Origin of the sequence: Streptomyces sp. NPDC048441 (genome assembly GCF_043200235.1) — a bacterium.
GTDB lineage: Bacteria > Actinomycetota > Actinomycetes > Streptomycetales > Streptomycetaceae > Streptomyces.
On record NZ_JBICXM010000003.1, the window covers coordinates 670,672 to 691,392 of the forward strand.

At 70.5% G+C, this 20,721-nt stretch carries 18 protein-coding genes and 1 pseudogene; 13 read left to right on the forward strand and 6 right to left on the reverse strand.

What is annotated here, in order from left to right:
- Positions 1 to 81: 81 nt before the first annotated feature.
- A pseudogene (locus ACGFSB_RS11020) lies at positions 82 to 309 on the forward strand (response regulator transcription factor); the annotation flags it as partial.
- A 22-nt stretch (positions 310 to 331) separates the two neighbouring features.
- Here the strand turns inward: ACGFSB_RS11020 and ACGFSB_RS11025 are convergent.
- The gene (locus tag ACGFSB_RS11025; RefSeq protein ID WP_393397052.1) at positions 332 to 991 is read right to left on the reverse strand and encodes a phosphatase PAP2 family protein; all 660 of its coding nucleotides are present in this window, start codon (positions 989 to 991) and stop codon (positions 332 to 334) included.
- Positions 992 to 1,208: 217 nt separating this feature from the next.
- Here ACGFSB_RS11025 and ACGFSB_RS11030 point away from each other — a divergent pair, with 217 nt between their 5' ends.
- Positions 1,209 to 2,030: a hypothetical protein gene (locus ACGFSB_RS11030; RefSeq protein WP_393396965.1), complete on the forward strand. Its 822-nt coding sequence runs from the start codon at positions 1,209 to 1,211 to the stop codon at positions 2,028 to 2,030.
- 63 nt (positions 2,031 to 2,093) lie between these two features.
- On the opposite strand, the gene disA is transcribed toward ACGFSB_RS11030, so the two are convergent.
- A complete protein-coding gene (gene disA, locus ACGFSB_RS11035) occupies positions 2,094 to 3,218 on the reverse strand; it encodes a DNA integrity scanning diadenylate cyclase DisA (RefSeq protein WP_393396967.1) in 1,125 nt (374 codons plus the stop codon).
- 78 nt (positions 3,219 to 3,296) lie between these two features.
- The gene (gene radA / locus ACGFSB_RS11040) at positions 3,297 to 4,715 is read right to left on the reverse strand and encodes a DNA repair protein RadA (protein WP_393396969.1); all 1,419 of its coding nucleotides are present in this window, start codon (positions 4,713 to 4,715) and stop codon (positions 3,297 to 3,299) included.
- 199 nt (positions 4,716 to 4,914) lie between these two features.
- Here radA and ACGFSB_RS11045 point away from each other — a divergent pair, with 199 nt between their 5' ends.
- Positions 4,915 to 6,651, forward strand: coding sequence for a hypothetical protein (locus ACGFSB_RS11045; protein ID WP_393396971.1), 1,737 nt, complete (start codon positions 4,915 to 4,917; stop codon positions 6,649 to 6,651).
- Between the two features lie 6 nt (positions 6,652 to 6,657).
- Here ACGFSB_RS11045 and ACGFSB_RS11050 read toward each other — a convergent pair whose 3' ends face one another.
- Positions 6,658 to 7,509, reverse strand: coding sequence for a hypothetical protein (locus tag ACGFSB_RS11050; RefSeq protein ID WP_393396973.1), 852 nt, complete (start codon positions 7,507 to 7,509; stop codon positions 6,658 to 6,660).
- A 71-nt stretch (positions 7,510 to 7,580) separates the two neighbouring features.
- Here ACGFSB_RS11050 and ACGFSB_RS11055 point away from each other — a divergent pair, with 71 nt between their 5' ends.
- The 5 genes from ACGFSB_RS11055 to ACGFSB_RS11075 all read left to right on the forward strand — a co-directional run bounded on the left by ACGFSB_RS11055 (position 7,581) and on the right by ACGFSB_RS11075 (position 12,561).
- Positions 7,581 to 8,540 carry a Ppx/GppA family phosphatase gene (locus ACGFSB_RS11055; protein ID WP_393396975.1) on the forward strand — a complete coding sequence of 320 codons (960 nt, stop codon included), beginning with the start codon at positions 7,581 to 7,583 and terminating at the stop codon, positions 8,538 to 8,540.
- A gap of 76 nt (positions 8,541 to 8,616) precedes the next feature.
- Positions 8,617 to 9,441, forward strand: coding sequence for a sugar phosphate isomerase/epimerase family protein (locus ACGFSB_RS11060; RefSeq protein WP_393396977.1), 825 nt, complete (start codon positions 8,617 to 8,619; stop codon positions 9,439 to 9,441).
- Complete coding sequence (locus tag ACGFSB_RS11065) at positions 9,438 to 10,067, forward strand: TetR family transcriptional regulator (protein WP_393396979.1); 630 nt, start codon at positions 9,438 to 9,440, stop codon at positions 10,065 to 10,067. Before ACGFSB_RS11060 ends, ACGFSB_RS11065 begins: the two co-directional genes overlap by 4 nt.
- Before the next feature lie 134 nt (positions 10,068 to 10,201).
- Entirely contained in the window at positions 10,202 to 12,055 is a 1,854-nt protein-coding gene (gene ilvD, locus ACGFSB_RS11070; protein ID WP_393396981.1) for a dihydroxy-acid dehydratase, read from the forward strand.
- Between the two features lie 212 nt (positions 12,056 to 12,267).
- On the forward strand, positions 12,268 to 12,561 hold the full coding sequence (locus ACGFSB_RS11075) for an SH3 domain-containing protein (protein ID WP_393396983.1): 294 nt from the start codon (positions 12,268 to 12,270) through the stop codon (positions 12,559 to 12,561).
- A gap of 36 nt (positions 12,562 to 12,597) precedes the next feature.
- Here the strand turns inward: ACGFSB_RS11075 and ACGFSB_RS11080 are convergent, their stop codons facing one another.
- On the reverse strand, positions 12,598 to 14,883 hold the full coding sequence (locus ACGFSB_RS11080; RefSeq protein WP_393396985.1) for a protein kinase: 2,286 nt from the start codon (positions 14,881 to 14,883) through the stop codon (positions 12,598 to 12,600).
- 148 nt (positions 14,884 to 15,031) lie between these two features.
- Between ACGFSB_RS11080 and ACGFSB_RS11085 the strand changes: the two genes are divergently transcribed.
- From ACGFSB_RS11085 to proC, 5 genes are all read left to right on the forward strand, one after another.
- A complete protein-coding gene (locus ACGFSB_RS11085) occupies positions 15,032 to 15,598 on the forward strand; it encodes an EamA/RhaT family transporter (RefSeq protein ID WP_393396987.1) in 567 nt (188 codons plus the stop codon).
- Positions 15,599 to 15,712: 114 nt separating this feature from the next.
- The gene (locus tag ACGFSB_RS11090; protein WP_393397054.1) at positions 15,713 to 16,492 is read left to right on the forward strand and encodes a class I SAM-dependent methyltransferase; all 780 of its coding nucleotides are present in this window, start codon (positions 15,713 to 15,715) and stop codon (positions 16,490 to 16,492) included.
- 107 nt (positions 16,493 to 16,599) lie between these two features.
- Positions 16,600 to 17,400, forward strand: coding sequence for an ABC transporter ATP-binding protein (locus ACGFSB_RS11095; RefSeq protein WP_393396989.1), 801 nt, complete (start codon positions 16,600 to 16,602; stop codon positions 17,398 to 17,400).
- Complete coding sequence (locus tag ACGFSB_RS11100) at positions 17,397 to 18,134, forward strand: ABC transporter permease (protein ID WP_393396991.1); 738 nt, start codon at positions 17,397 to 17,399, stop codon at positions 18,132 to 18,134. Before ACGFSB_RS11095 ends, ACGFSB_RS11100 begins: the two co-directional genes overlap by 4 nt.
- Before the next feature lie 68 nt (positions 18,135 to 18,202).
- Positions 18,203 to 19,015, forward strand: coding sequence for a pyrroline-5-carboxylate reductase (gene proC, locus ACGFSB_RS11105; protein ID WP_393396992.1), 813 nt, complete (start codon positions 18,203 to 18,205; stop codon positions 19,013 to 19,015).
- 47 nt (positions 19,016 to 19,062) lie between these two features.
- Here proC and trpS read toward each other — a convergent pair whose 3' ends face one another.
- Entirely contained in the window at positions 19,063 to 20,073 is a 1,011-nt protein-coding gene (gene trpS, locus ACGFSB_RS11110; RefSeq protein ID WP_393396994.1) for a tryptophan--tRNA ligase, read from the reverse strand.
- Between the last annotated feature and the right edge of the window lie 648 nt (positions 20,074 to 20,721).

Here is a 20,721-nt window from a genome sequence, read left to right on the forward strand (position 1 = left end):
GAAGCCGCAAGGACCTGACGATCGGCAGGGGTGGCGGCGGGGGCCCGGCACGTCATCGACGGCTACGGAGCACTGCGCATGGGCCGCGCCGCCGACGCCCGCGCGAGGACCGAGGCCCTCACCCCGCGCGAGAGGGAAGTGCTCGGGCTCGTCGGGGAGGGGCTCTCCAACCCGGAGATCGCCGCCCGGCTCCATCTGGTCGAGGGCACGGTCAAGGCGTACGTGAGCGCGGTCCTCGACCGGCTCGGGGTCAAGAACCGCGTCCAGGCGGCGATCGTGGCTTACGAGGCGGGACTTGTGGGGGGCTAGCTTCAGCGGTGCTGCTTTCAGTTCAGCGGCGGTGCGTCGGCCGGTGGTGCCGTGCCGCGTACGGCTCGGGGCCGGGGTGCGGGTGGGGGATTCCCGGTCCCGCGAACCACCGGACCATGCCGGTCGACGAACCGCGCATCGCCTCACCCACACGTGCCACAGGGCGTGTTGCGAGTCGTACGAGGACGAAAGCGAGCGCGGCTCCGAGCAGCAGGCCCACCAGCACGTCATGCGGATAGTGCACGCCCACGAAGACCCGCGAGAACGCCATGAGCACCGCCATCGGCAGCGTGAGCGCCGCGATTCGCGGCCAGGCGAGCGCGAGGCCGACGGCTGCGGCGCCCGCGATCGTCGAGTGGTTGCTGGGGAAGGACCAGTCGCCGTGCGGCGGGCACTCGACGAGTGAGGTGAGCGCGCCGGAGACGGCCCGGCACGGGCGCTCCTCGTCGATCGCGGACTTGGCCAACTCGCTGCACACGTACGCCACCGCCGTGGCGAGGGGAGCGAGCACCGCTATGGCGAGGGCACGCGCGGTACCGCGTCTCGCCCGCCACCAGGCGACGATGAAGAGCACGCCGAAGAGCAGCAGGCCGAGTTCCGTCCACACTTCGGCGAGATGCTGGAACCAGGCAGGGGTGTCGTGGGCGAAATCGGTGATGTCGCGGTAGAGCTCGTCGTCCATGGTGTCCATGATTACGGACGGTACGGAGTGGGTCCGAATCGTCACACCCGGCGATCGTCCCGTCACGACCCCTGACGAAAGACAGGGGTACGGAGCAGGGGTACGGAGCAGGTACGGAAGCGGAGTGGATCATTCCGGGATGATGATCCGCAAACTTTGTCACTCAGGGCGGCGGGTGGGGCAGGAGAAGGCGCTGATCTCTCGTAAGGTTTGGGCCGTGGGATCTATGCGCAATCCGGTCGGGCCGCTTCCCTCCACCATTTACTGGCGTCGGAGGGCCATTCTGCTGTCCCTGATCGGGGCGCTGGCACTTCTGATCGTGTGGGTGCTCACCCTCGGGGGAGGGGGCGGAGGGAGCAACGCCGACGGTCCTTCGGGTTCAGGACCCGCCACCTCCATCACGCCCGGCCCCTCCGGCTCCGGGCCCGCCATCAGTGAAAAACCGGGCGGGCGTGACGAGTCGGGCGACGGCGGCTCCGGCTCGGGCGGCTCCGGTGGCTCGGGCGGTGACTCCGGCTCCGGCGACTCCGAAGGGTCCGGCGGCAGCGGTGACGGCAGTGGTGACGGCAGCGGCTCGGACGACGGCGCCAAGGGCGGCGGCGGTGCGGGCGGACAGCTGCCCGCGGGGTCGAAGCTGCCCAACTGCGTGAGCGGCGACGTGAAGCTGAAGCTGCGGAGCATCCACAACCGGTACGAGATCGGTGAGAAGCCGAAGTTCGAGATCGTCGCCCAGAACAGTGCGGGCAGCGCCTGCAAGGTGGATCTCGGCGGCAAGGGAACGGTCCTGACGATCACTCAGGCCGACAGCGACAAGGAAATCTGGTCCTCGGCGGATTGCCCTGCGGGCGGCGGCAGCCTGCTGCTCCGGGTGCCGGGTGACGGGCGCGTCACGCACACGGTGGAGTGGGACCGCCACGGGAGCGAGCCCAAGTGCGCTACGCCTCCGGCGGGGAGCGCGTCCCCCGGTACGTATCTTGTCGAGGCCAAGTCGCCTGGGCTGGGGTCGGCGAAGACGTCGTTCGTCCTGGAGGACAGCTGACCGCCGGGTAATGGGTGTAATGGGTGGGTGGCCGGGAAACCACCACCCACTCACCCGCACCCGCTAGACGTACCGCTCCAGGATCGACGACTCGGCGAGGCGAGAGAGGCCTTCCCGCACGCTCCGGGCCCGCGCCTCCCCCACTCCGTCCACCGTCTGCAAATCATCGACGCTCGCAGCGAGCAGCTTCTGGAGCCCTCCGAAGTGCTCGACAAGACGGTCGATGATCGCGCCGGGCAGTCGCGGCACCTTCGCCAGGAGGCGGAAGCCGCGCGGTGAGACCGCGGAGTCCAGGGCCTCCGGAGAGCCCGTGTAACCCAAGGCCCGCGCCACGATGGGCAGTTCGAGCAGCTCCGCATGCGAAAGCGCGTCCAGTTCGAAGAGGGCCTGGTCGACCGTGCGGGAGCGCTTCGCGGTCGGTTCCGGCACGTAGTCCCGGACGACCAGCTCGCGCTCGGGCTCGACGCCCGCGATCAACTCGTCCAGCTGGAGGGCGAGGAGACGGCCGTCCGTGCCCAGCTCCACCACGTACTCGGCGATCTCCGTGGCGATGCGGCGCACCATCTCCAGGCGCTGGGCGACGGCGGTGACGTCCCGCACCGTCACCAAGTCCTCGATCTCCAGGGCGGACAGCGTGCCCGCCACCTCGTCGAGGCGCAGTTTGTAGCGCTCGAGGGTGGCCAGGGCCTGGTTCGCGCGGGACAGGATCGCCGCCGAGTCCTCGAGGACCTTGCGCTGCCCGTCCACGTAGAGCGCGATGAGGCGCATCGACTGGGAGACGGAGACGATGGGGAAGCCCACCTGCTTGGACACGCGGTCCGCGGTGCGGTGCCGGGTGCCCGTCTCCTCGGTGGGGATCGTCGGGTCGGGGACGAGCTGCACGCCCGCCCGCAGGATCTTGGTGATGTCCTTGTCGACGACGATGCCGCCGTCGAGCTTGCAGAGCTCGCGCAGGCGCGTCGCCGTGAACTCGACGTCCAGGATGAAGCCGCCCGTACACATCGACTCGACGGTCTTGTCCCAGCCGAGGACGATGAGCCCTCCGGTGTTGCCGCGGAGGATGCGCTCGAGTCCGTCGCGCAGGCCTGTACCGGGCGCGACCGCGCTCAGGGAGGCGCGCATCAGCCCGTCGGCACCGGAGCTTCCGCCGGGCTTGCCGGGAGCTGACGCCCGGTCGTTGGCTGCCACTGCACTCCTCGGGTCGCGGATTGTTCAGGCCCAGGCTGTACGTCTACTTCGTACGGATGGGCGAGACCAGGGCAAAGTCTACCGGCGGTCTTCGTCCTTCCGTGGGGCCTCTCTGCGACGCGACGTCGGAAGAGCACGCAGCGCGTCCCCCATGTCGGCGACTTCGATGACCTTCATACCGGGCGGGACCTTGCCCGGGTCGGCGGGAACGAGGGCGTGGGTGAAGCCAAGACGGTGCGCTTCGGACAGTCTGCGCTGCACTCCCGTGACCCGTCTGACCTCGCCCGCCAGGCCCACTTCACCGATCGCCACCAGGTTTTTCGGCAGCGGGGTGTCGCTCGCCGCGCTGGCCAGGGCGAGGGCGATCGCGAGGTCCGCGGCGGGCTCGGAGAGCTTCACGCCGCCGACCGTCGCGCTGTAGATGTCGCGCTTGCCGAGTGCCGTGATCCGGCCGCGCTGCTCCAGGACGGCAAGCATCATCGAGACGCGGGAGGTCTCGAGGCCGGATGTGGTGCGGCGCGGGGAGGGGATCTGGGAGTCGACGGTGAGCGCCTGGACCTCGGCCACCAGGGGGCGGCGCCCTTCGAGCGTGACCGTCAGACAGGTGCCGGGGACGGCCTCCGCGCGGCGGGTGAGGAAGAGGCCGCTGGGGTCGGTGAGGCCGGTGATGCCCTCGTCGTGCAGTTCGAAGCAGCCGACCTCGTCCGTCGTCCCGTACCGGTTCTTGACGCCCCGTACGAGACGGAGGCGCGCGTGGCGGTCACCCTCGAAGGACAGGACGACGTCCACGAGGTGCTCCAGGAGGCGGGGGCCCGCGATCGCGCCGTCCTTGGTGACATGGCCGACCAGGAGCGTCGACATGCCGCGCTCCTTGGAGGCGCGGATCAGCGCGCCCGCGACCTCGCGGACCTGGGCCATGCCGCCCGGCGCCCCGTCGATCTCCGGAGAGGCGATCGTCTGGACCGAGTCGAGGATCAAGAGGGACGGCTTCACCGCGTCCAAGTGACCGAGGACGGCGGCGAGATCGGTCTCCGCCGCCAGATAGAGATGGTCGTCGATGGCCTTGATGCGGTCGGCGCGCAGGCGGACCTGGCTCGCCGACTCCTCGCCGGTGACATAGAGGGTGCGGTGCTCTTCGCTCGCCGACTTCGCCGCGACGTCCAGGAGCAGCGTGGACTTGCCGACGCCTGGCTCGCCCGCGAGGAGCGCCACCGCGCCGGGGACGAGGCCGCCGCCGAGGACGCGGTCGAACTCGGGCACTCCGGTGGAGCGCGCGGTGGCCTGGCGGCCGTCGACCTCGCCGATGGGCAGGGCGGACGAGGTGACACGGCCGGGGGCCGTGGTGCGGACCGCGGGCACGCCGTACTCCTCGACCGTCCCCCAGGCCTGGCACTCGGGGCAGCGGCCGAGCCACTTGGCCGTCTGCCAGCCGCACTCGGTGCAGCGATAGGACGGGCGTTGCTTCCCGGTGTTGCCGGTCTTCGTGCGGGTGGCCATGAACCGAACCGTAGCGGGCAGGACTGACAACGCCGCACGTGAGCCGCTTCCACCTCGTACGCGATCCGGCTCGCTCGGGGCGCGGGTCACGGAATCAGGGGTTCCTGTCCCCTTTTGAGGGATCTGTTCACCCGTAAGGATTAAATGTGCTCGAGACGGAGGAGGGACCCGGCATCATCCGCCTAACTTCGCACGGGTGATGAGCAGCAGGCCGGAAACCCCCACGCAAGCAACCGGCGCACACCGGGCGCATCGTGACGCGCGCCAGCGCGTTGTGCCCCGCTCGGTGCCGCAAGCGCCGCCCGCACGCTATGAGCCCTGTCTGGATGGCCTGTTCACGTACTGCCTGTCCGTGCTCTGCGATCACGATGTCGCGACCGCCGCCTTGGGCGACGTGCTCGCCATCGCCGAGCGCCGCGGCTCCCGCGGCCCCGCCACCGAGGCCGAACTGAAGCCCTGGCTGTACGCGCTCGCCCGCTGGGTCTGCCTGCGCGCTCTCGCCGACGCCAAGCGCAAGCGGCAGGGCGCGCACGGCTCCGGATCGGGTGCCTCCCGCGCCGCTGCTCCGAAGGCCGCCGCTCACGCCGCGCAGCCGGACTCCGCGCAGCCGGACGCCGAGACCGAGCGGCAGCGCCGCCGCGAACTCGCCCAGCTGGCCTGGCCGGAGGCCGCGGGGACGACGCCCGAGCAGCGTGAGGCCCTGGAGCTCGCCGTACGCCACCAGCTGACCCCGCAGGAAGTCGCCGCGGTCGTCGGCATGGACGTCGGCAGGACCCGCGACCTCCTCGCGTCCGCCGCCTGCGAGGTGGAGCGCACCCGTGCCGCGCTCGCCGTCGTGGAGACCGGCACCTGCCCGATCGTCGCCCGCCTCACCGGCGACAACCAACTCCTCCTCGGCACGGCCCTGCGCCGCGAGCTCGTCCGGCACGTCGACGACTGCCCGCGCTGCCGCCGCACCGCCGAGCGCGCGGGCTCCGGAGCCTGGCCGGGCACGGCGGCGTCCCCGGCCGCCCTGCCCGTCATCGAGGCCCCGCGGGCCGCCGTGCACGTGGCGATGGCGCATGTCCCGCGCGCGCGGGGCGGCGGTCCGCGCTTCGACCGGCGCGGCTTCCCGATGGACCCCAAGGACCACGCCGCCCGCCGTGACCGGATGCGCGCGCGCGTCGTGACGACGACGGTCGTCGCCACCGTGGTGGCCGCTCCGGTGCTCGCGCTCTGGGCGGCGTACCGGGGAGCGCCGCTGACCGGCGAGGGCCAGGACGGCCGCTCGGTCAGCGCGAGCGAGGCCCAGGACCCCGACGGGATGAACGGCGACCGCAGGCGCGAGGACTACGAGAACGCGGGCAACGCGCAGACCCCGCCCGACCCCCGCTTCACCGCGGGCAGCCACTCACCGGACGTCTCCGTAGAGGTCATCAGCGCCGGATCGCCCCCGTCCCGCTCCGGGACCGGGGCCGGCCGCCTCACCGTCTCGGCGCAGCCGAGCGGCGGCACGACGCTGATCACGCTCTCCGCGTCCGGAGGTGAGCCGGTCCGCTGGTCGGCGAGTGCGGGGGCGTCCTGGCTCTACCTGAGCCGGTCGTCCGGGACGCTTTCGCCGGGGGAGAGGCTCACCATCCGGGTGTACGTCGATCACAGCAGGGAGCCTGCGGGGCACTGGAGTGCGCGGGTCTCCGTCGCTCCCGCGGGGGCGATCGTCTCGATCGAGGGGTACGGCAGCGGGTCGGGGCGCCCGACGACTCCCGGCCCCAGGCCGACCCCGACCCCGACGCCGCCCAGGCCGACGCCGACTCCCTCGACCCCGGACCCGACGCCTACGCCGTCGACCCCGGACCCCACTCCAACGTCCCCGGATCCGACCCCGACCCCGTCGGACCCGGGGACGTCGTCACCGCCGCCGAGCGACAGCGGCGGGCCGAGTCCTGGTGAGGGGTGATTTCCCCTACCGCGAAGGATCCGCCGGATGCGGCGCGAGCAACGGCAGCTGAGCCGCCAGGCGTTCCTCGCACAGGGCGGCGAGCCTGTCGTAGCCCTCCTTGCCCATCAGCTCCGTCAGCTCGGGCCGGTAGGACACGTACACCGGGTCCCCCGCGCCGTGCGCCGACGTCGCGGACGTGCACCACCAGTGCAGATCGTGGCCCCCTGGGCCCCAGCCCCGCCGGTCGTACTCGCCGATGGACACCTGGAGGATCCGCGTGTCATCGGGCCGGTCGATCCAGTCGTACGTCCGCCGGACCGGCAACTGCCAGCAGACGTCCGGCTTCGTCTCCAGCGGCTCGCGGCCCTCCTTCAGGGCCAGGATGTGCAGCGAGCACCCCGCGCCCCCGGCGAAACCGGGGCGGTTCTGGAAGATGCACGAGCCGTTGTACGGGCGGGTCTGGCGCTCGCCGTCGTCGTCCGTCGAGACCCAGCCGGTCTCCGTACCGATGTCGTGGTGCTGCCAGATGTCCGGCGTGAGCCGCGCCACGGACTCCGCGACCCGCTTCTCGTCGTCCTCGTCGGAGAAGTGGGCGCCCAGAGTGCAGCAGCCGTCGTCCGCCCGGCCCGCCTGGATGCCCTGGCAGCCACTGCCGAAGATGCAGCTCCACCGAGAGGTCAGCCATGTCAGATCGCAGCGGAAGACCTGCTCGTCGTCCGCGGGATCCGGGAACTCCACCCAGGCACGGGCGAAGTCGAGGCCCTTCTCGTCCGGCCGTGACTTCGGGGACTTCGGGGACTTCTGCACCTTCTCCGGCTTCCCCGACTTCTGCTTCGACTTCGTTTTGTCGGTCTTCGCCTTTTTCGTCTTTGGCACGTCTCCAGGGTATGCGCGCGGTACCCGGTCCGAGGACCAGCGACAGCTCTGGGCGCAGTAGCGTTCCGTATATGAGACTCGGTGTCCTCGACGTAGGTTCGAACACGGTGCATCTGCTGGTGGTGGATGCCCACCCCGGCGCACGCCCGCTGCCCGCCTACTCCCACAAGGCGGATCTGCGCCTCGCCCAACTCCTCGACGAGGCGGGAGCGATCGGCCCCGAAGGCGTCGACCGGCTCGTCGCGACCGTGCGCGAGGCGATGGAGGCGGCCGAGGACAAGGGCGTGGAGGATCTGCTGCCGTTCGCGACCTCCGCGGTCCGCGAGGCCGGCAACGCCGATCAGGTCCTCGCCCGGGTCAGGGAGGAGACGGGCGTCGATCTGCAGGTCCTCACCGGCGCCGAGGAGGCCCGGCTCACCTTTCTCGCTGCCCGCCGCTGGTTCGGCTGGTCGGCGGGAAAGCTCCTGGTCATCGACATCGGCGGCGGCTCGCTCGAGATCGCGTACGGCATCGACGAGGAGCCGGACGCCGCGGTGAGCCTGCCGCTCGGCGCGGGACGCCTCACCGGGGCCTGGCTGGCCCAGGATCCGCCGGACCCGGCCGACGTGAAGGTGCTGCGGCGGCATGTGCGGGCCCAGATCGCCCGCACGGTGGGGGAGTTCGCCCGGTTCGGTGCCCCGGATCATGTCGTGGCCACGTCGAAGACCTTCAAGCAGCTGGCCAGGCTCGCGGGCGCGGCGCGCTCCGCCGAGGGCCTCTACGTACAGCGTGAGCTGAAGCGGAAGTCCCTGGAGGACTGGGTTCCGCAGCTTGGCGCGATGACCGCCGACGAGCGCGCCGAGCTGCCGGGAGTCTCCGAAGGGCGGGCCGGACAGCTGCTCGCCGGGGCGCTCGTCGCGGAGGGTGCGATGGATCTCTTCGGGGTCGAGACCCTGGAGATCTGCCCGTGGGCGCTGCGCGAGGGCGTGATCCTGCGCAGGCTCGACCACCTTCCGGCGACGACGGTCACGCCGGGGGGCGGCCGCGCGTAGACGTACGTCACAAAGGCCCCAGGTGTGTCGGAGACCACCTCCCCCGTGCCCACGCGAGGCCCGTACGCTGTCCCTCGTGGCAGAACCAGTGGTGCGCATCCCGGATGCGAAGGTCGCCCTGTCGACGGCCTCGGTCTATCCGGAGTCGACGGCGACGGCCTTCGAGATCGCCGCGCGCCTCGGTTACGACGGCGTCGAGGTCATGGTCTGGACCGACCCCGTCAGCCAGGACATCGAGGCCCTGCGCAGGCTGAGCGACTACCACCGGATCCCGATCCTCGCCGTCCACGCGCCCTGCCTCCTGATCACGCAGCGCGTGTGGTCCACGGACCCCTGGATCAAGCTCCAGCGCGCCCAGGCAGCCGCGGAGAAGCTGGGCGCGTCGACCGTCGTCGTGCATCCGCCCTTCCGCTGGCAGCGGGGGTACGCGAACGACTTCGTAGAGGGCATCTGGCGGATGGCGGACGAGACGGACGTCCGGTTCGCCGTCGAGAACATGTACCCGTGGCGCTACCGCGACCGCGAGATGCTCGCCTACGCCCCCGACTGGGACGTCACCAAGGACGACTACCGCCACTTCACGGTCGACCTCAGCCACACCGCGACCGCCCGCACGGACGCGATGCAGATGATCGACCGCATGGGCGACCGCCTCGGGCACGTCCACCTCGCCGACGGCAAGGGCTCCGCCAAGGACGAGCACCTGGTGCCGGGACGCGGCACACAGCCGTGCGCCGAGCTCCTGGAGCGCCTCGCGACGAGCGGCTTCGACGGGCACGTCGTCATCGAGGTCAATACGCGCCGGGCGATGTCCAGCGCCGAACGTGAGGCCGACCTCGCCGAAGCCCTCGCCTATACGCGGCTCCATCTGGCGTCCGCGGTGAAGGTGCCCCGCTCGTGACATCGGCACCACAGGGCGGTGCGGCTCCGCGCCGCAGGGGACGTCCTTCTCGTACGGAGTCGGCCGAGGGCCCTGCGATGCGGGACCGCATCCTGGAAGCGGCCCGCGCCGAGTTCTCCGCGCGTGGGTACGAGAAGACCTCCGTACGCGGGATCGCCAAGGCCGCCGGGGTGGACTCGGCGCTGGTACACCACTACTTCGGTACGAAGGAGCAGGTTTTCGCGTCGGCGATCGAGGTGGCCTTCGCGCCCGCCCTCGACGCACCGGCGGCGATCGAGGACGGCCCGCTCGACAGCGTTGGCGAGCGTCTGACCCGCTTCGTCTTCGGTGTCTGGGAGAACCCCGCGACCCGCGTCCCCCTCCTCGCGATCGTGCGCTCGGCGGTGAACAACGACACCGCGGCGGCCGTCTTCCGCCGCCTCATCGGGGCGCAGCTCCTGAGCAGGATGGCGCGCCGCATCGACCAGCCGGACGCGGAACTGCGGGCGGAACTGGCCGCCGCGCAGCTCGTGGGTACGGCGATGCTGCGGTACGTGATCCAGGTGGAGCCGCTGGCTTCGGCGGACCCGGAGGTGATCATCGCGCGGCTCGCGCCGGTGGTGCAGGGGCATCTGACCGGGCCCTGAGGGATGGGGCGGGCAGCCGCTCTCCGAGACGACTGTTCCGCCATCCGGACAGCCTGTCCAGATCGTGGAGCGTCGGCGTACGCTCGAGAACAGTCGATTCTTATGTCTCTGAGTCCCTGAAGGAGCGAGCGACGATGCCCGAGCTCAGGTCCCGCACAGTCACCCACGGCCGAAACATGGCGGGGGCACGCGCTCTTATGCGCGCCTCCGGTGTACCCGGCGCGGACATCGGGCGGAAGCCGATCATCGCCGTAGCCAACTCCTTCACCGAGTTCGTGCCCGGCCACACCCACCTCCAGCCGGTCGGCCGGATCGTCTCCGAGGCGATCACGGCGGCGGGCGGCATCCCGCGCGAGTTCAACACGATCGCCGTCGACGACGGCATCGCGATGGGCCACGGCGGAATGCTGTACTCGCTGCCCTCCCGCGACCTGATCGCGGACTCGGTGGAGTACATGGTGGAGGCGCACTGCGCCGACGCCCTGATCTGCATCTCCAACTGCGACAAGATCACCCCCGGCATGTTGAACGCGGCCCTGCGCCTCAACATCCCGACGGTCTTCGTCTCCGGCGGACCGATGGAGGCGGGCAAGGCCACGCTGGTCGACGGCACGGTCCGGAAACTGGACCTGGTCAACGCGATCAGCGACGCGGTCGACGAGAGCGTCTCGGACGAGGACATCCTCCGCATCGAGGAGAACGCCTGCCCGACCTGCGGCAGCTGTTCCGGCATGTTCACGGCCAACTCCATGAACTGCCTGACCGAGGCCATCGGCCTCTCCCTCCCCGGCAACGGCTCGGTGCTCGCCACGCACACCGCCCGCAAGGCGCTGTACGAGCGGGCGGGCGAAACGGTCGTCGAGATCACCAAGCGCTATTACGACGGCGACGACGAGTCGGTCCTGCCGCGCAACATCGCCACGCGCGCCGCCTTCGACAACGCCATGGCGCTCGACATCTCCATGGGCGGCTCCACGAACACGATCCTGCACCTGCTGGCGGCAGCGCAGGAAGCGGAACTCGAGTACACCCTGGCCGACATGGACGCCGTCTCGCGCCGCGTCCCCTGCCTGGCCAAGGTCGCCCCGAACGTGGCACCCGGCGGCACGTACTACATGGAGGACATCCACCGCGCGGGCGGCATCCCCGCGATCCTCGGCGAGCTGTACCGCGGTGGCCTCCTGAACGAGGACGTGCACACGGTCCACTCCAAGTCCATCAAGGACTGGCTCGACGCGTGGGACGTGCGCGGCGGTTCGCCCTCCGCCGAAGCGGTCGAACTGTGGCACGCGGCCCCCGGCTGCGAGCGCTCGGCGACCGCCTTCTCGCAGTCGAAGCGCTGGGACACCCTGGACACGGACGCCGCGGGCGGCTGCATCAGGGACGCGGCCCACGCGTACTCGGAGGACGGTGGCCTCGCGGTCCTCAAGGGCAACATCGCGGTGGACGGCTGCGTCGTGAAGACGGCGGGCGTCGACGAGTCGATCTGGACGTTCGAGGGCCCCGCGGTGGTCTGCGATTCGCAGGAAGAGGCCGTCGACAAGATCCTCAAGAAGCAGGTGAAGCCGGGCGACGTGGTCGTCATCCGCTACGAGGGCCCCAAGGGCGGCCCCGGTATGCAGGAGATGCTCTACCCCACGTCCTTCCTGAAGGGCCGCGGCCTCGGCAAGGTCTGCGCCCTGGTCACGGACGGCCGCTTCTCCGGCGGCACATCGGGCCTGTCGATCGGCCACGCGTCCCCCGAGGCGGCATCCGGCGGCACGATCGCCCTGGTCGAGGACGGCGACCGCATCCGCATCGACATCCCGAACCGAGGCATCGAACTCCTCGTCGACGACACGGAACTGACCCGCCGCCGCGAGGCCCTGGGCGGCGTCTACGCCCCCAAGTCCCGCGAACGCAAGGTCTCGGCGGCGCTGCGGGCATACGCGGCGATGGCCACGAGCGCGGACCGCGGCGCGGTGCGGGACGTGTCGAAGCTGGGCTAGGTATTTTGAGCCTGTCCGGCGATTGAGGACGAACTCGGCGGAGCCGGTGATCGACCGAGCCAGGAGCCCGGCGGAGCCGGAAGATTCGGGAAGGGGCAGGGTTGGGGAAAGTGAACCAACCACCGCAACCACCCCACCCCACCCCCGCGTCTCCCCAGTGACGAACATGCCAAAGGGTGGCCCCAGGCCACCGCTTCATGGGGGAGAGAAGCATGAGCGACAACGTCATAGCACCGGAGTCCGCGGAAGCCATCGAGGCCGCGGCGGCGAAAACGTACCCGATCGCCGCGGACGTCAACGTCCGCTCAGGACCCGGCACGTCGTACGGCAAGGTCGGCCGCCTCTCGGCAGGAACCCGAGTGACGATCCACTGCCAGAAGCCGGGCGAGAAGGTCACGGGCCCGACCGGCACCTCGAAGCTCTGGGACCGCATCGGAAGCGGCCGATACGTCTCGGACACGTACGTCCGCACGGGAAGCGACGGCTACGTGGCACCCCGCTGCTGAGCTACACAGGCAAGAGGCGGACGAAGCCGCCGAAGTTCACCCGGACTTCGGCGGCTTCGTCGCGTCGAACGCGAACACCGTGTTCTTGGCCGCGGCCACCACCACCGCACGCCCCGCGACAGTCACCCGCGCACTGGCGCCCGACTCGCCCGTCAGGCCCTCGGCCCGGGGATCCGTCGTCCACAGCGGATGGCCGTCCCGCGGCGAAAGCGCCACGACCCGGCCGGTGGCCGAGCTGAGGTACAGCGCCCCACCGTTCGCCCCACCGCCCGCCGCGGGACCCGCCACAGGCCCCGAAGCGCCCTCCACGTTCGTCTGCCGCGACCACTTCTTCCTGGCGGTCGCGGGGTCGATCGCGGTGACGAGACCGGTCTGCCCGCTCACATAGAGGGTGCCGCCGGCCATGCCGGGCGTTCCCGCGTACGTCTTCGCAAGCCGCGTGTACGACACCTTCCGCGAGACCGGGTCGACCCGCGACACCCCGTCGAAGCCGACCGCGGCCGGCCCCTCCATGCGCTGATGAAGGAGTACGAGATCGCCGGCGGCGACGCCCATCGGCACGGCGGGCCCCTTGACGGCGACGGCCTCGCCCAGCGTCCCCGATGAGCGGTCGACGGCGCGCAGACTCTGGCTGCGCACCTCGGTCGCGGCGAACTCGGCGTCCGGCGCGCACATCGCGTACAGCCGTGGGCCCGCGGGGACCGGGGCGCACTTGGAGCCCGTCGGGAACGGCGTCTTCCAGACGACCCTGCCGCTGTGCGCGTCCCTGGCCTCGAAGCGTGAGTTGGCCGCGTCGACCGTGACGACGGTGGAGCCGAACACCACGGCGTCGCGCGAGCGGCCCGTGACGGCCATCGACTGGGCGCCGGACGGCTCGGACCACAGCTCGGTGCCCGAGTCCGCGTCGATGGCCACCACTTCGGTCTGGGGGTCCTGCGGTCGGTCCTCGGCGGCGAAGCGGTAGCCGAGGACCGTGTCCTGCGTGGCGCCCACCAGGTGCATGCCCTGGACGGGAACGCCGGGGCTGTTCTCCTTCCAGACACGGGAGCCGTCGGCGGGCCTGATCCGGGTCGCGACGACGCCACCGCCCCCACAGAACACGGCGTCCTTGCGGGCCACGCACCGGAGCTCGTCCGGGATGTCCTTGCGGCCGCCCGGCACCGTCTTCCGCCACGGCTCGAACCCGGTCGGCAGCTCGGCGGCCGCCGCGACCCTGCGGTCCGTGCCGCCGTTTCCGGGGCCGCCGTCCGGCCCGTCGGACGTACTGGACGTCACGGCCGCGACACCGCCGCCGATCGCGGCCACGGCGACGGCGGCGGCAAGCACCGGGCGCCAGCGGCGGCGCAGCTGCCGCCCTATGAGAGTGCCCCCGGGCTTCGTAACCGCCGGATCGCCCGTGCCAGCGCCACCACTCACGCCACTGCCCGTGTCATCGACCCCGACACGGTGATGCTGGGTATCCGTATCCCGTGTACGACCACCACCGCCCGCCCCGGAGCCGACCGCACCCCCCAGCTCCGTCGGCAGATCCCGCAACCGCACAAGAAGCTCGTCGGCGGACGGCCGCTCCTCCGGATTCTTCGCGAGGCACGGCTCGACGACCGCCCGCAACGCACCCGGCACAGCGCCCAACGAGGGCGCCTCATGCACCACTTGGTACGCCGACATATAAGGGCTGTCCGCATCGAACGGCCCCTGCCCCGTCGCCGCGTACACCAGCAACGTACCCAGCGAGAAGACGTCGGACCGAGGCCCGACCCCACGCGGCGCCTGCAACTGCTCCGGCGACATGAACGGCGGCGTACCGATGACCCGCCCCGTCATGGTCAGCGTCTGCTGGTCGGCGGCGCGCGAGATGCCGAAGTCGATGACGCGCGGGCCCTCGGGCGAGAGCACGACATTGGACGGCTTCAGGTCGCGGTGGACGACGCCCACGCGGTGGATGTCACGCAGCGCCTCCGTCAGACCGATGGCGAGCGTGCGCAGGTCAGCGCCGGTCAGCGGGCCCTTCTTGGCGATGTGCTGGGCGAGGGTGTGCCCCTCTATATAGGACGTCGCCATCCACGGGTGCTCGGCCTCGGGATCGGCGTCGACCACGGCGGCGGTGAACGCGCCGCTCACCCGCCGAGCCGCCGCCACCTCCTGCCGGAAGCGGATGCGGAACTCCTCGTCCCCCGCGTACTGCTGATGGATCAGCTTGATCGCGACGGGGCGCCCCGAAGCCGTACGCCCCAGATAGACCGTGCCCATGCCGCCAGAGCCGAGGCGCGCCTCGAGCGGGTAGCCGCCGATCTCAGCCGGGTCACCTCCGCGGAGCGACACTTCCCACGACCTCTCTGTCCCCTGCTTGTCTGTGGCCCCTGTTTATCCGTCCTGCCACACAAACTAGCGGCCGGGTGGTACGGCAGGGCAAGGCGGGGGACGAATAGGGCGCGCCCGCCATACTCGACGGGTGAGCGAAACTCGACGTGTGAGTGAAGATTCCAGCACCCCCGAAGCCACGGACGCGACGCCTCCCGCCGTCACAGGTGCGACGCCCTCCGCGGCCGCGGGTGCGACGCCTCCCGGCCCGCAGCCCGAGCCCATCCGCTTCTTCGGCACGACGTGGGTCGACCACCGGGGTGGCCTCACCGGCTACGGCGCGCGCCGCGCCGGTGTCGCCGCCGGGTCGCTGCTCGCAGCCGCGGCAGGCTGCTTCGTGCTGCGTTTCGCGTACGAGGGCATGGCGGTCGCGTCCGTAGGCACGTTCGTGAACTTCCTGGTCCTCATCATGTTCTCGATCTGTAGCGCGATCGCCTTCCGGCGCACCTGGGAGGGGTTCACCCGCCGCCACGACCCCGCGTCCCAGTCGTCGATGCGCGGCCTCATGACCATCGGCTTCGTCGGCGCACTCCTCGCGCACTTCTTCCGCGCCCTCACGGAGGCCCCCGGCGAGAAGCTCCACCGCGAGGAGTACGAGGAGGCGTGCGAGCAGTACGCGAAGCGCACGTCACGGCGGACGGGCAACCCCTCCCGGAAGAAGAAGAGGAAGCCCTGAGCCTCACCCCGCGCTTCAACCTGCGCTTCAACCTGCGCTTCAAGGGGTGACGGCGTCCGGGGCCGCGGGGAGAGGATGAACCGCATGACTGCGAACCGCACGACCGCGAACCGCATGACTACAACCCCGCCGACCCCGCCGACCCTGTCGCGCCGTGCGCACTCCTTCAACGAAGCCGCCGCTCAGTACGCGGCGAACCGCCCCTCCTATCCGTCCGCCCTCTTCGACGCCGTCGAGAAGCTGGCCGGGCGGTCCCTCGCCGGCGCGCGAGTGATCGACGTCGGCGCGGGCACGGGGATCGCGACCGCCCTCCTCGCCGACCGTGGCGCGCGGGTCGTCGGGGTGGAGCCGGGGGAGGGGATGGCGCGGGAGTTCCGCCGTACGCTGCCGACCGCGCCCCTCGTGCGGGGCGACGGCGACAGGCTGCCGTTCGCGGACGGCTCGGCCGACTTCCTCACCTACGCCCAGGCCTGGCACTGGACGCACCAGGAACGCTCCGTCCCGGAGGCCCTGCGCGTGCTGCGCCCAGGCGGCGCGCTCGCCCTGTGGTGGAACATCACGGATCACGCCCTGCCCTGGCTCGCCGAGCAGAACGCCCGGATCAAGCGCTACCTGGCAGCAGGCGACGGCGCCCATGGAACCGGCGACCGGACCGCGGACCTGACGGAACGTCTTGCCTTCAGGCGCGACCGGGTCCGCTGGAGCCGCCGCATCCCCCTCGACACCCACCTGGCCAACCTCGGCAGCCACTCCGCCTTCCTGGTCCTGGGCGTCGAACGCACAGCCGCGTTCCTCACGCAGGAGCGCGCAGAGCTCTTGAAGGTCTTCCCGGACGGAATAGTCGAGGAGAGCTACGTCGTCGACTTGCTGGTAGCAACCCGCCCCGACGCCTGAGCCACCCGCACCCGCACCCGCACCCGCGCGGCAGCGACGCCACGCCACGCCCCCACGAGCGCGTCCCCCCTTGACGCCCCCAGCGCCGAAGGCGCCATAATCATCACATGATGAATATTCTCGCGCCGCCCGCCATCGAGGCGAGGAACCTGACCGTCGTCCGAGGCCCCCGCACCGTCCTCCGCTCCCTGGACTTCACCGTCCCGAAGGGACAGATCACCGGACTCCTCGGCCCCTCAGGCTGCGGCAAATCCACCCTCATGCGCGCAGCGGTCGGTACCCAGGCCAAGGTCACCGGCACCCTGAAGGTCCTGGACCAGCCGGCCGGATCACCCAGCCTCCGCTCCCGCATCGGCTACGTCACCCAGGACCCCTCCGTCTACGACGACCTGACCGTCCGCCAGAACCTGGACTACTTCGCCGCCGTCCTCGACCCCGGCCGCGGCCCCGCCGCCCAACGCCGCCACGACCACGTCGACCGAGCCATCACCGACGTCGACCTGACGACCCACGCCGACTCCCTCGCGGGCAACCTCTCCGGAGGACAACGCAGCCGCGTCTCCCTCGCCGTAGCCCTGCTCGGCGCCCCGGAACTCCTCGTGCTCGACGAACCCACCGTCGGCCTCGACCCCGTACTCCGCCGCGACCTGTGGAACCTCTTCCACACCATCGCCGCCGACCGGGGCGCCACGATCCTCGTCTCCTCGCACGTCATGGACGAGGCCGAACGCTGCCACCGCCTCCTCCTCATGCGCGAAGGCGAAATCCTGGCCGACGACACCCCGGATGCCCTGCGCACCCGCACAGCCCGCGCAACCGTCGAAGAGGCCTTCCTCCGCCTGGTGGACGAGGCAAACGCAGGCCGGCACAGCACCGGCCCCGAGACCCCCACCAGGAGCCCCCGATGAACGCCCACCGCACCCTCGCCACCGCGGCCCGCGTCCTGCGGCAGCTCCGCCACGACCCCCGCTCCATCGCGCTGATGCTGCTCGTCCCCTGCGTGATGCTGCTGCTCCTGCGCTACGTGTTCGATGGCAGCCCGGCGACCTTCGACTCCATCGGCGCCTCGCTCCTCGGCATCTTCCCCCTCATCACGATGTTCCTGGTGACCTCCATCGCCACCCTCCGCGAACGCACATCCGGCACCCTCGAACGCCTCCTCGCGATGCCCCTCGCCAAGGGCGACCTCATCGCGGGCTACGCCCTCGCCTTCGGCTTCCTCGCCGTCATCCAGTCCATCCTCGCCACCGGCCTCGCCCTGTGGGCCCTCGGCCTCGACGTCACAGGCTCCGCCTGGCTGCTGCTCCTGGTCGCCCTCCTCGACGCCCTGCTCGGCACGGCACTGGGCCTCTTCGTCTCCGCCTTCGCGGCCTCCGAGTACCAGGCCGTCCAGTTCATGCCGGCCGTGATCTTCCCCCAGCTCCTCCTCTGCGGCCTGTTCACCCCGCGCGACCAGATGCAGCCCGTCCTCGAATCGATCTCGAACGTCCTCCCCATGTCGTACGCCGTCGACGGCATGAACGAGGTCCTCCGCAACCCCTCCATCACCGGCGACTTCGTACGCGACGCCGTCATCGTCGCCGCCTGTGCCGTACTCGTCCTCGCCCTGGGCGCCGCCACCCTCCGCCGCCGCACGGCCTGACCCACCAATGCGAGGATGACCAGACCAGAACGACCCCCGCAGAACCGCACCCGGAGGGTGACCCACACATGCCCCAGCCCGTCGCAGTCCTCGGCACCGGCAAGATCGGCGAAGCCCTCCTCAGCGGAATGATCCGGGCCGGCTGGGCCCCCGCCGACCTCCTGGTCACCACCCGCCGCTCCGAGCGCGCCGCGGAACTCCGCACCCGCTACGGCGTCGACCCCGTCAGCAACGCCGAAGCCGCCAAGCAGGCCGACACCCTCATCCTCGCCGTCAAGCCGCAGGACATGGGCCGCCTCCTCGACGAGCTCGCCCCGCACGTCGCCCCCGACCGCCTGGTCATCAGCGCCGCCGCCGGCATCACCACCTCCTTCATCGAGGAACGCCTCGCCGACGGCACCCCTGTCGTCCGCGTCATGCCCAACACCCCGGTCCTCGTGGACGAAGGCATGTCCGTCATCTCCGCGGGCAGCAAGGCCACAGCCGCCCACCTCGCCCACGCCGAGGCGATCTTCGGCGCCGTCGGCAAGACCCTGCGCGTTCCCGAGACGCAGCAGGACGCCTGCACGGCCCTCTCCGGCTCAGGACCGGCGTACTTCTTCTACCTGGTCGAGGCCATGACCGACGCGGGCATCCTCCTCGGCCTGCCCCGCGACAAGGCCCACGACCTGATCGTCCAGGCCGCGATCGGCGCAGCCGTGATGCTCCGCGACAGCGGCGAACACCCGGTCAAGCTCCGCGAGAACGTCACGTCCCCGGCAGGCACCACCATCAACGCCATCCGCGAACTCGAGAACCACGGCGTACGAGCAGCCCTCATCGCCGCCCTCGAAGCCGCCCGCGACCGCAGCCGCGAACTGGCCTCCGGCAACAACACCTGACCCCGCCGCCGGGGGCGTGTGGCCCCCGGCCCTCTCTTCCTCTCCCCCTACCCGGCCTCGTTCACCGGCGGCAGCAGACCGATCGCGCGATAGGCGATGTCCACCGTGGGCTTCGCCATCTCCCTGGCCCGCTCGGCGCCCTGCCGCAACACCTCCTCCACATACGCGGGATCGGCAACCAGCTCCTTGTGCTTCTCCTGCATGGGCCTGAGCACCTCCACCACGGCGTCAGCGGTGTCCTTCTTCAAAGCTCCGTACGATTCATACGCACCGCCCAAGCTCTCTGGGTTCCCATCCTCACAAGACGCGAGGATCTCCAGCAGATTCGAGATCCCCGGCTTGGCCTCGCGGTCGTACTCGACCTCGCTCCCGCTGTCGGTGACAGCGCGCATGATCTTCTTCCGCACCACGTCCGGCTCGTCGAGCAGATAGACGATCCCCGCCCCGGCATCGCCGGACTTCCCCATCTTCGACGTCGGATCCTGCAGATCCATGACTCTGGCCGCCACCTTCGGATACGTGGCCCGCGGCACCACGAACGTATGGCCGTACCGCTGGTTGAACCGCACCGCCAGATCCCGGGTGAGCTCGACGTGCTGCACCTGGTCGTCCCCGACCGGCACCTGGTCCGCCCCGTACGCGAGGATGTCCGCCGCCATCAGCACGGGATAGGTGAGCAGCGAGAGCCGCACACTGCCGCCCCGGGCCCGCTCCCGCGCGGACTTCTCCTTGTACTGCACCATCCGCCGCATCTCGCCGTCCGTCGCGACGCACTCGAGCAGATACGAGAGCCGGGCGTGTTCGTCCACATGACTCTGGACGAACACGGTGGCCCGCTCCGGATCGATCCCCGACGCAAGCAACAGCGTCGCCGCCTGCCGACTGAGCCTGCGCACCCGACCGGGATCGTGATCCACGGTCAGGGCATGCAGATCGACGATGCTGAACAGCGACTCGGCGCGGTGCTGATCAACTTCTGCCCACTGGCGTACGGCGCCCAGGTAGTTCCCCAGGGTCAGATGCCCTGTCGGCTTGATCCCGCTGAAGATCCTCGTCATCTCTCCGCCTCCTGATCAGACCCGCCGGCCCGACGACCGGGTCCGGATCCTCCAGGGGGAGAAACAAGAAACGGCCGCCGAGTCGGCGGCCGTTGAGTACATGCGTATGTACGGCCGCCGTCAGGCGGCCCACCACAGCTGGGTGTGCGCATGCGTAGTCACGCCTCCTACAGTAGCTCTCAGAGGGCAGCCTGTACCCGGGTTGACACGCCCTGAGCCCGTACGTAGTGTTCTCCGAGTTGCCCGACGTGAGCGTCGACCCCTGGTCGGTCCCCGGGCAGCCATTCCGCAAGAACCATTCAAACGATCGAAGCCGTGTCATCTCCGATGACCCGTCATCAGCTCGTTTTCATGCGCATTTGCGAAATGAGGAATCCGCGTTCGAAAGAACGCCCCGATTAGGTCGGGAGCGAGGATTCCGCTAAAGTCTCACTCGTCGGAACGGCCCAACAGCCGGGAAGACAAGCCCCGCTGACTGGGAATCAGGCCCGAAAGGATCTGGTAGAGTCGGGCTCGCCGGAAAGGGAAACGCGAAAGTCGAAAGGCCGGAGCGGGAACCGGAAAGGCACCGAGGAAATCGGACACGAAAGAGTCTGATAGAGTCGGAAACGCAAGAACGAAACACAGAAACACAGTATAAAAGAAACA

What these genes read in the sequence shown, in the direction of transcription:
- ACGFSB_RS11100 (WP_393396991.1), top strand. Translation starts at nt 17,397, where the DNA reads ATGAACGCCCACCGCACCCTCGCCACCGCGGCCCGCGTCCTGCGGCAG.
- trpS (WP_393396994.1), bottom strand. Translation starts at nt 20,073, where the DNA reads ATGACGAGGATCTTCAGCGGGATCAAGCCGACAGGGCATCTGACCCTG.
- ilvD (WP_393396981.1), top strand. Translation starts at nt 10,202, where the DNA reads ATGCCCGAGCTCAGGTCCCGCACAGTCACCCACGGCCGAAACATGGCG.
- ACGFSB_RS11090 (WP_393397054.1), top strand. Translation starts at nt 15,713, where the DNA reads ATGACTACAACCCCGCCGACCCCGCCGACCCTGTCGCGCCGTGCGCAC.
- radA (WP_393396969.1), bottom strand. Translation starts at nt 4,715, where the DNA reads ATGGCCACCCGCACGAAGACCGGCAACACCGGGAAGCAACGCCCGTCC.
- ACGFSB_RS11075 (WP_393396983.1), top strand. Translation starts at nt 12,268, where the DNA reads ATGAGCGACAACGTCATAGCACCGGAGTCCGCGGAAGCCATCGAGGCC.
- ACGFSB_RS11025 (WP_393397052.1), bottom strand. Translation starts at nt 991, where the DNA reads ATGGACGACGAGCTCTACCGCGACATCACCGATTTCGCCCACGACACC.
- ACGFSB_RS11055 (WP_393396975.1), top strand. Translation starts at nt 7,581, where the DNA reads ATGAGACTCGGTGTCCTCGACGTAGGTTCGAACACGGTGCATCTGCTG.
- ACGFSB_RS11095 (WP_393396989.1), top strand. Translation starts at nt 16,600, where the DNA reads ATGATGAATATTCTCGCGCCGCCCGCCATCGAGGCGAGGAACCTGACC.
- proC (WP_393396992.1), top strand. Translation starts at nt 18,203, where the DNA reads ATGCCCCAGCCCGTCGCAGTCCTCGGCACCGGCAAGATCGGCGAAGCC.
- ACGFSB_RS11045 (WP_393396971.1), top strand. Translation starts at nt 4,915, where the DNA reads ATGAGCAGCAGGCCGGAAACCCCCACGCAAGCAACCGGCGCACACCGG.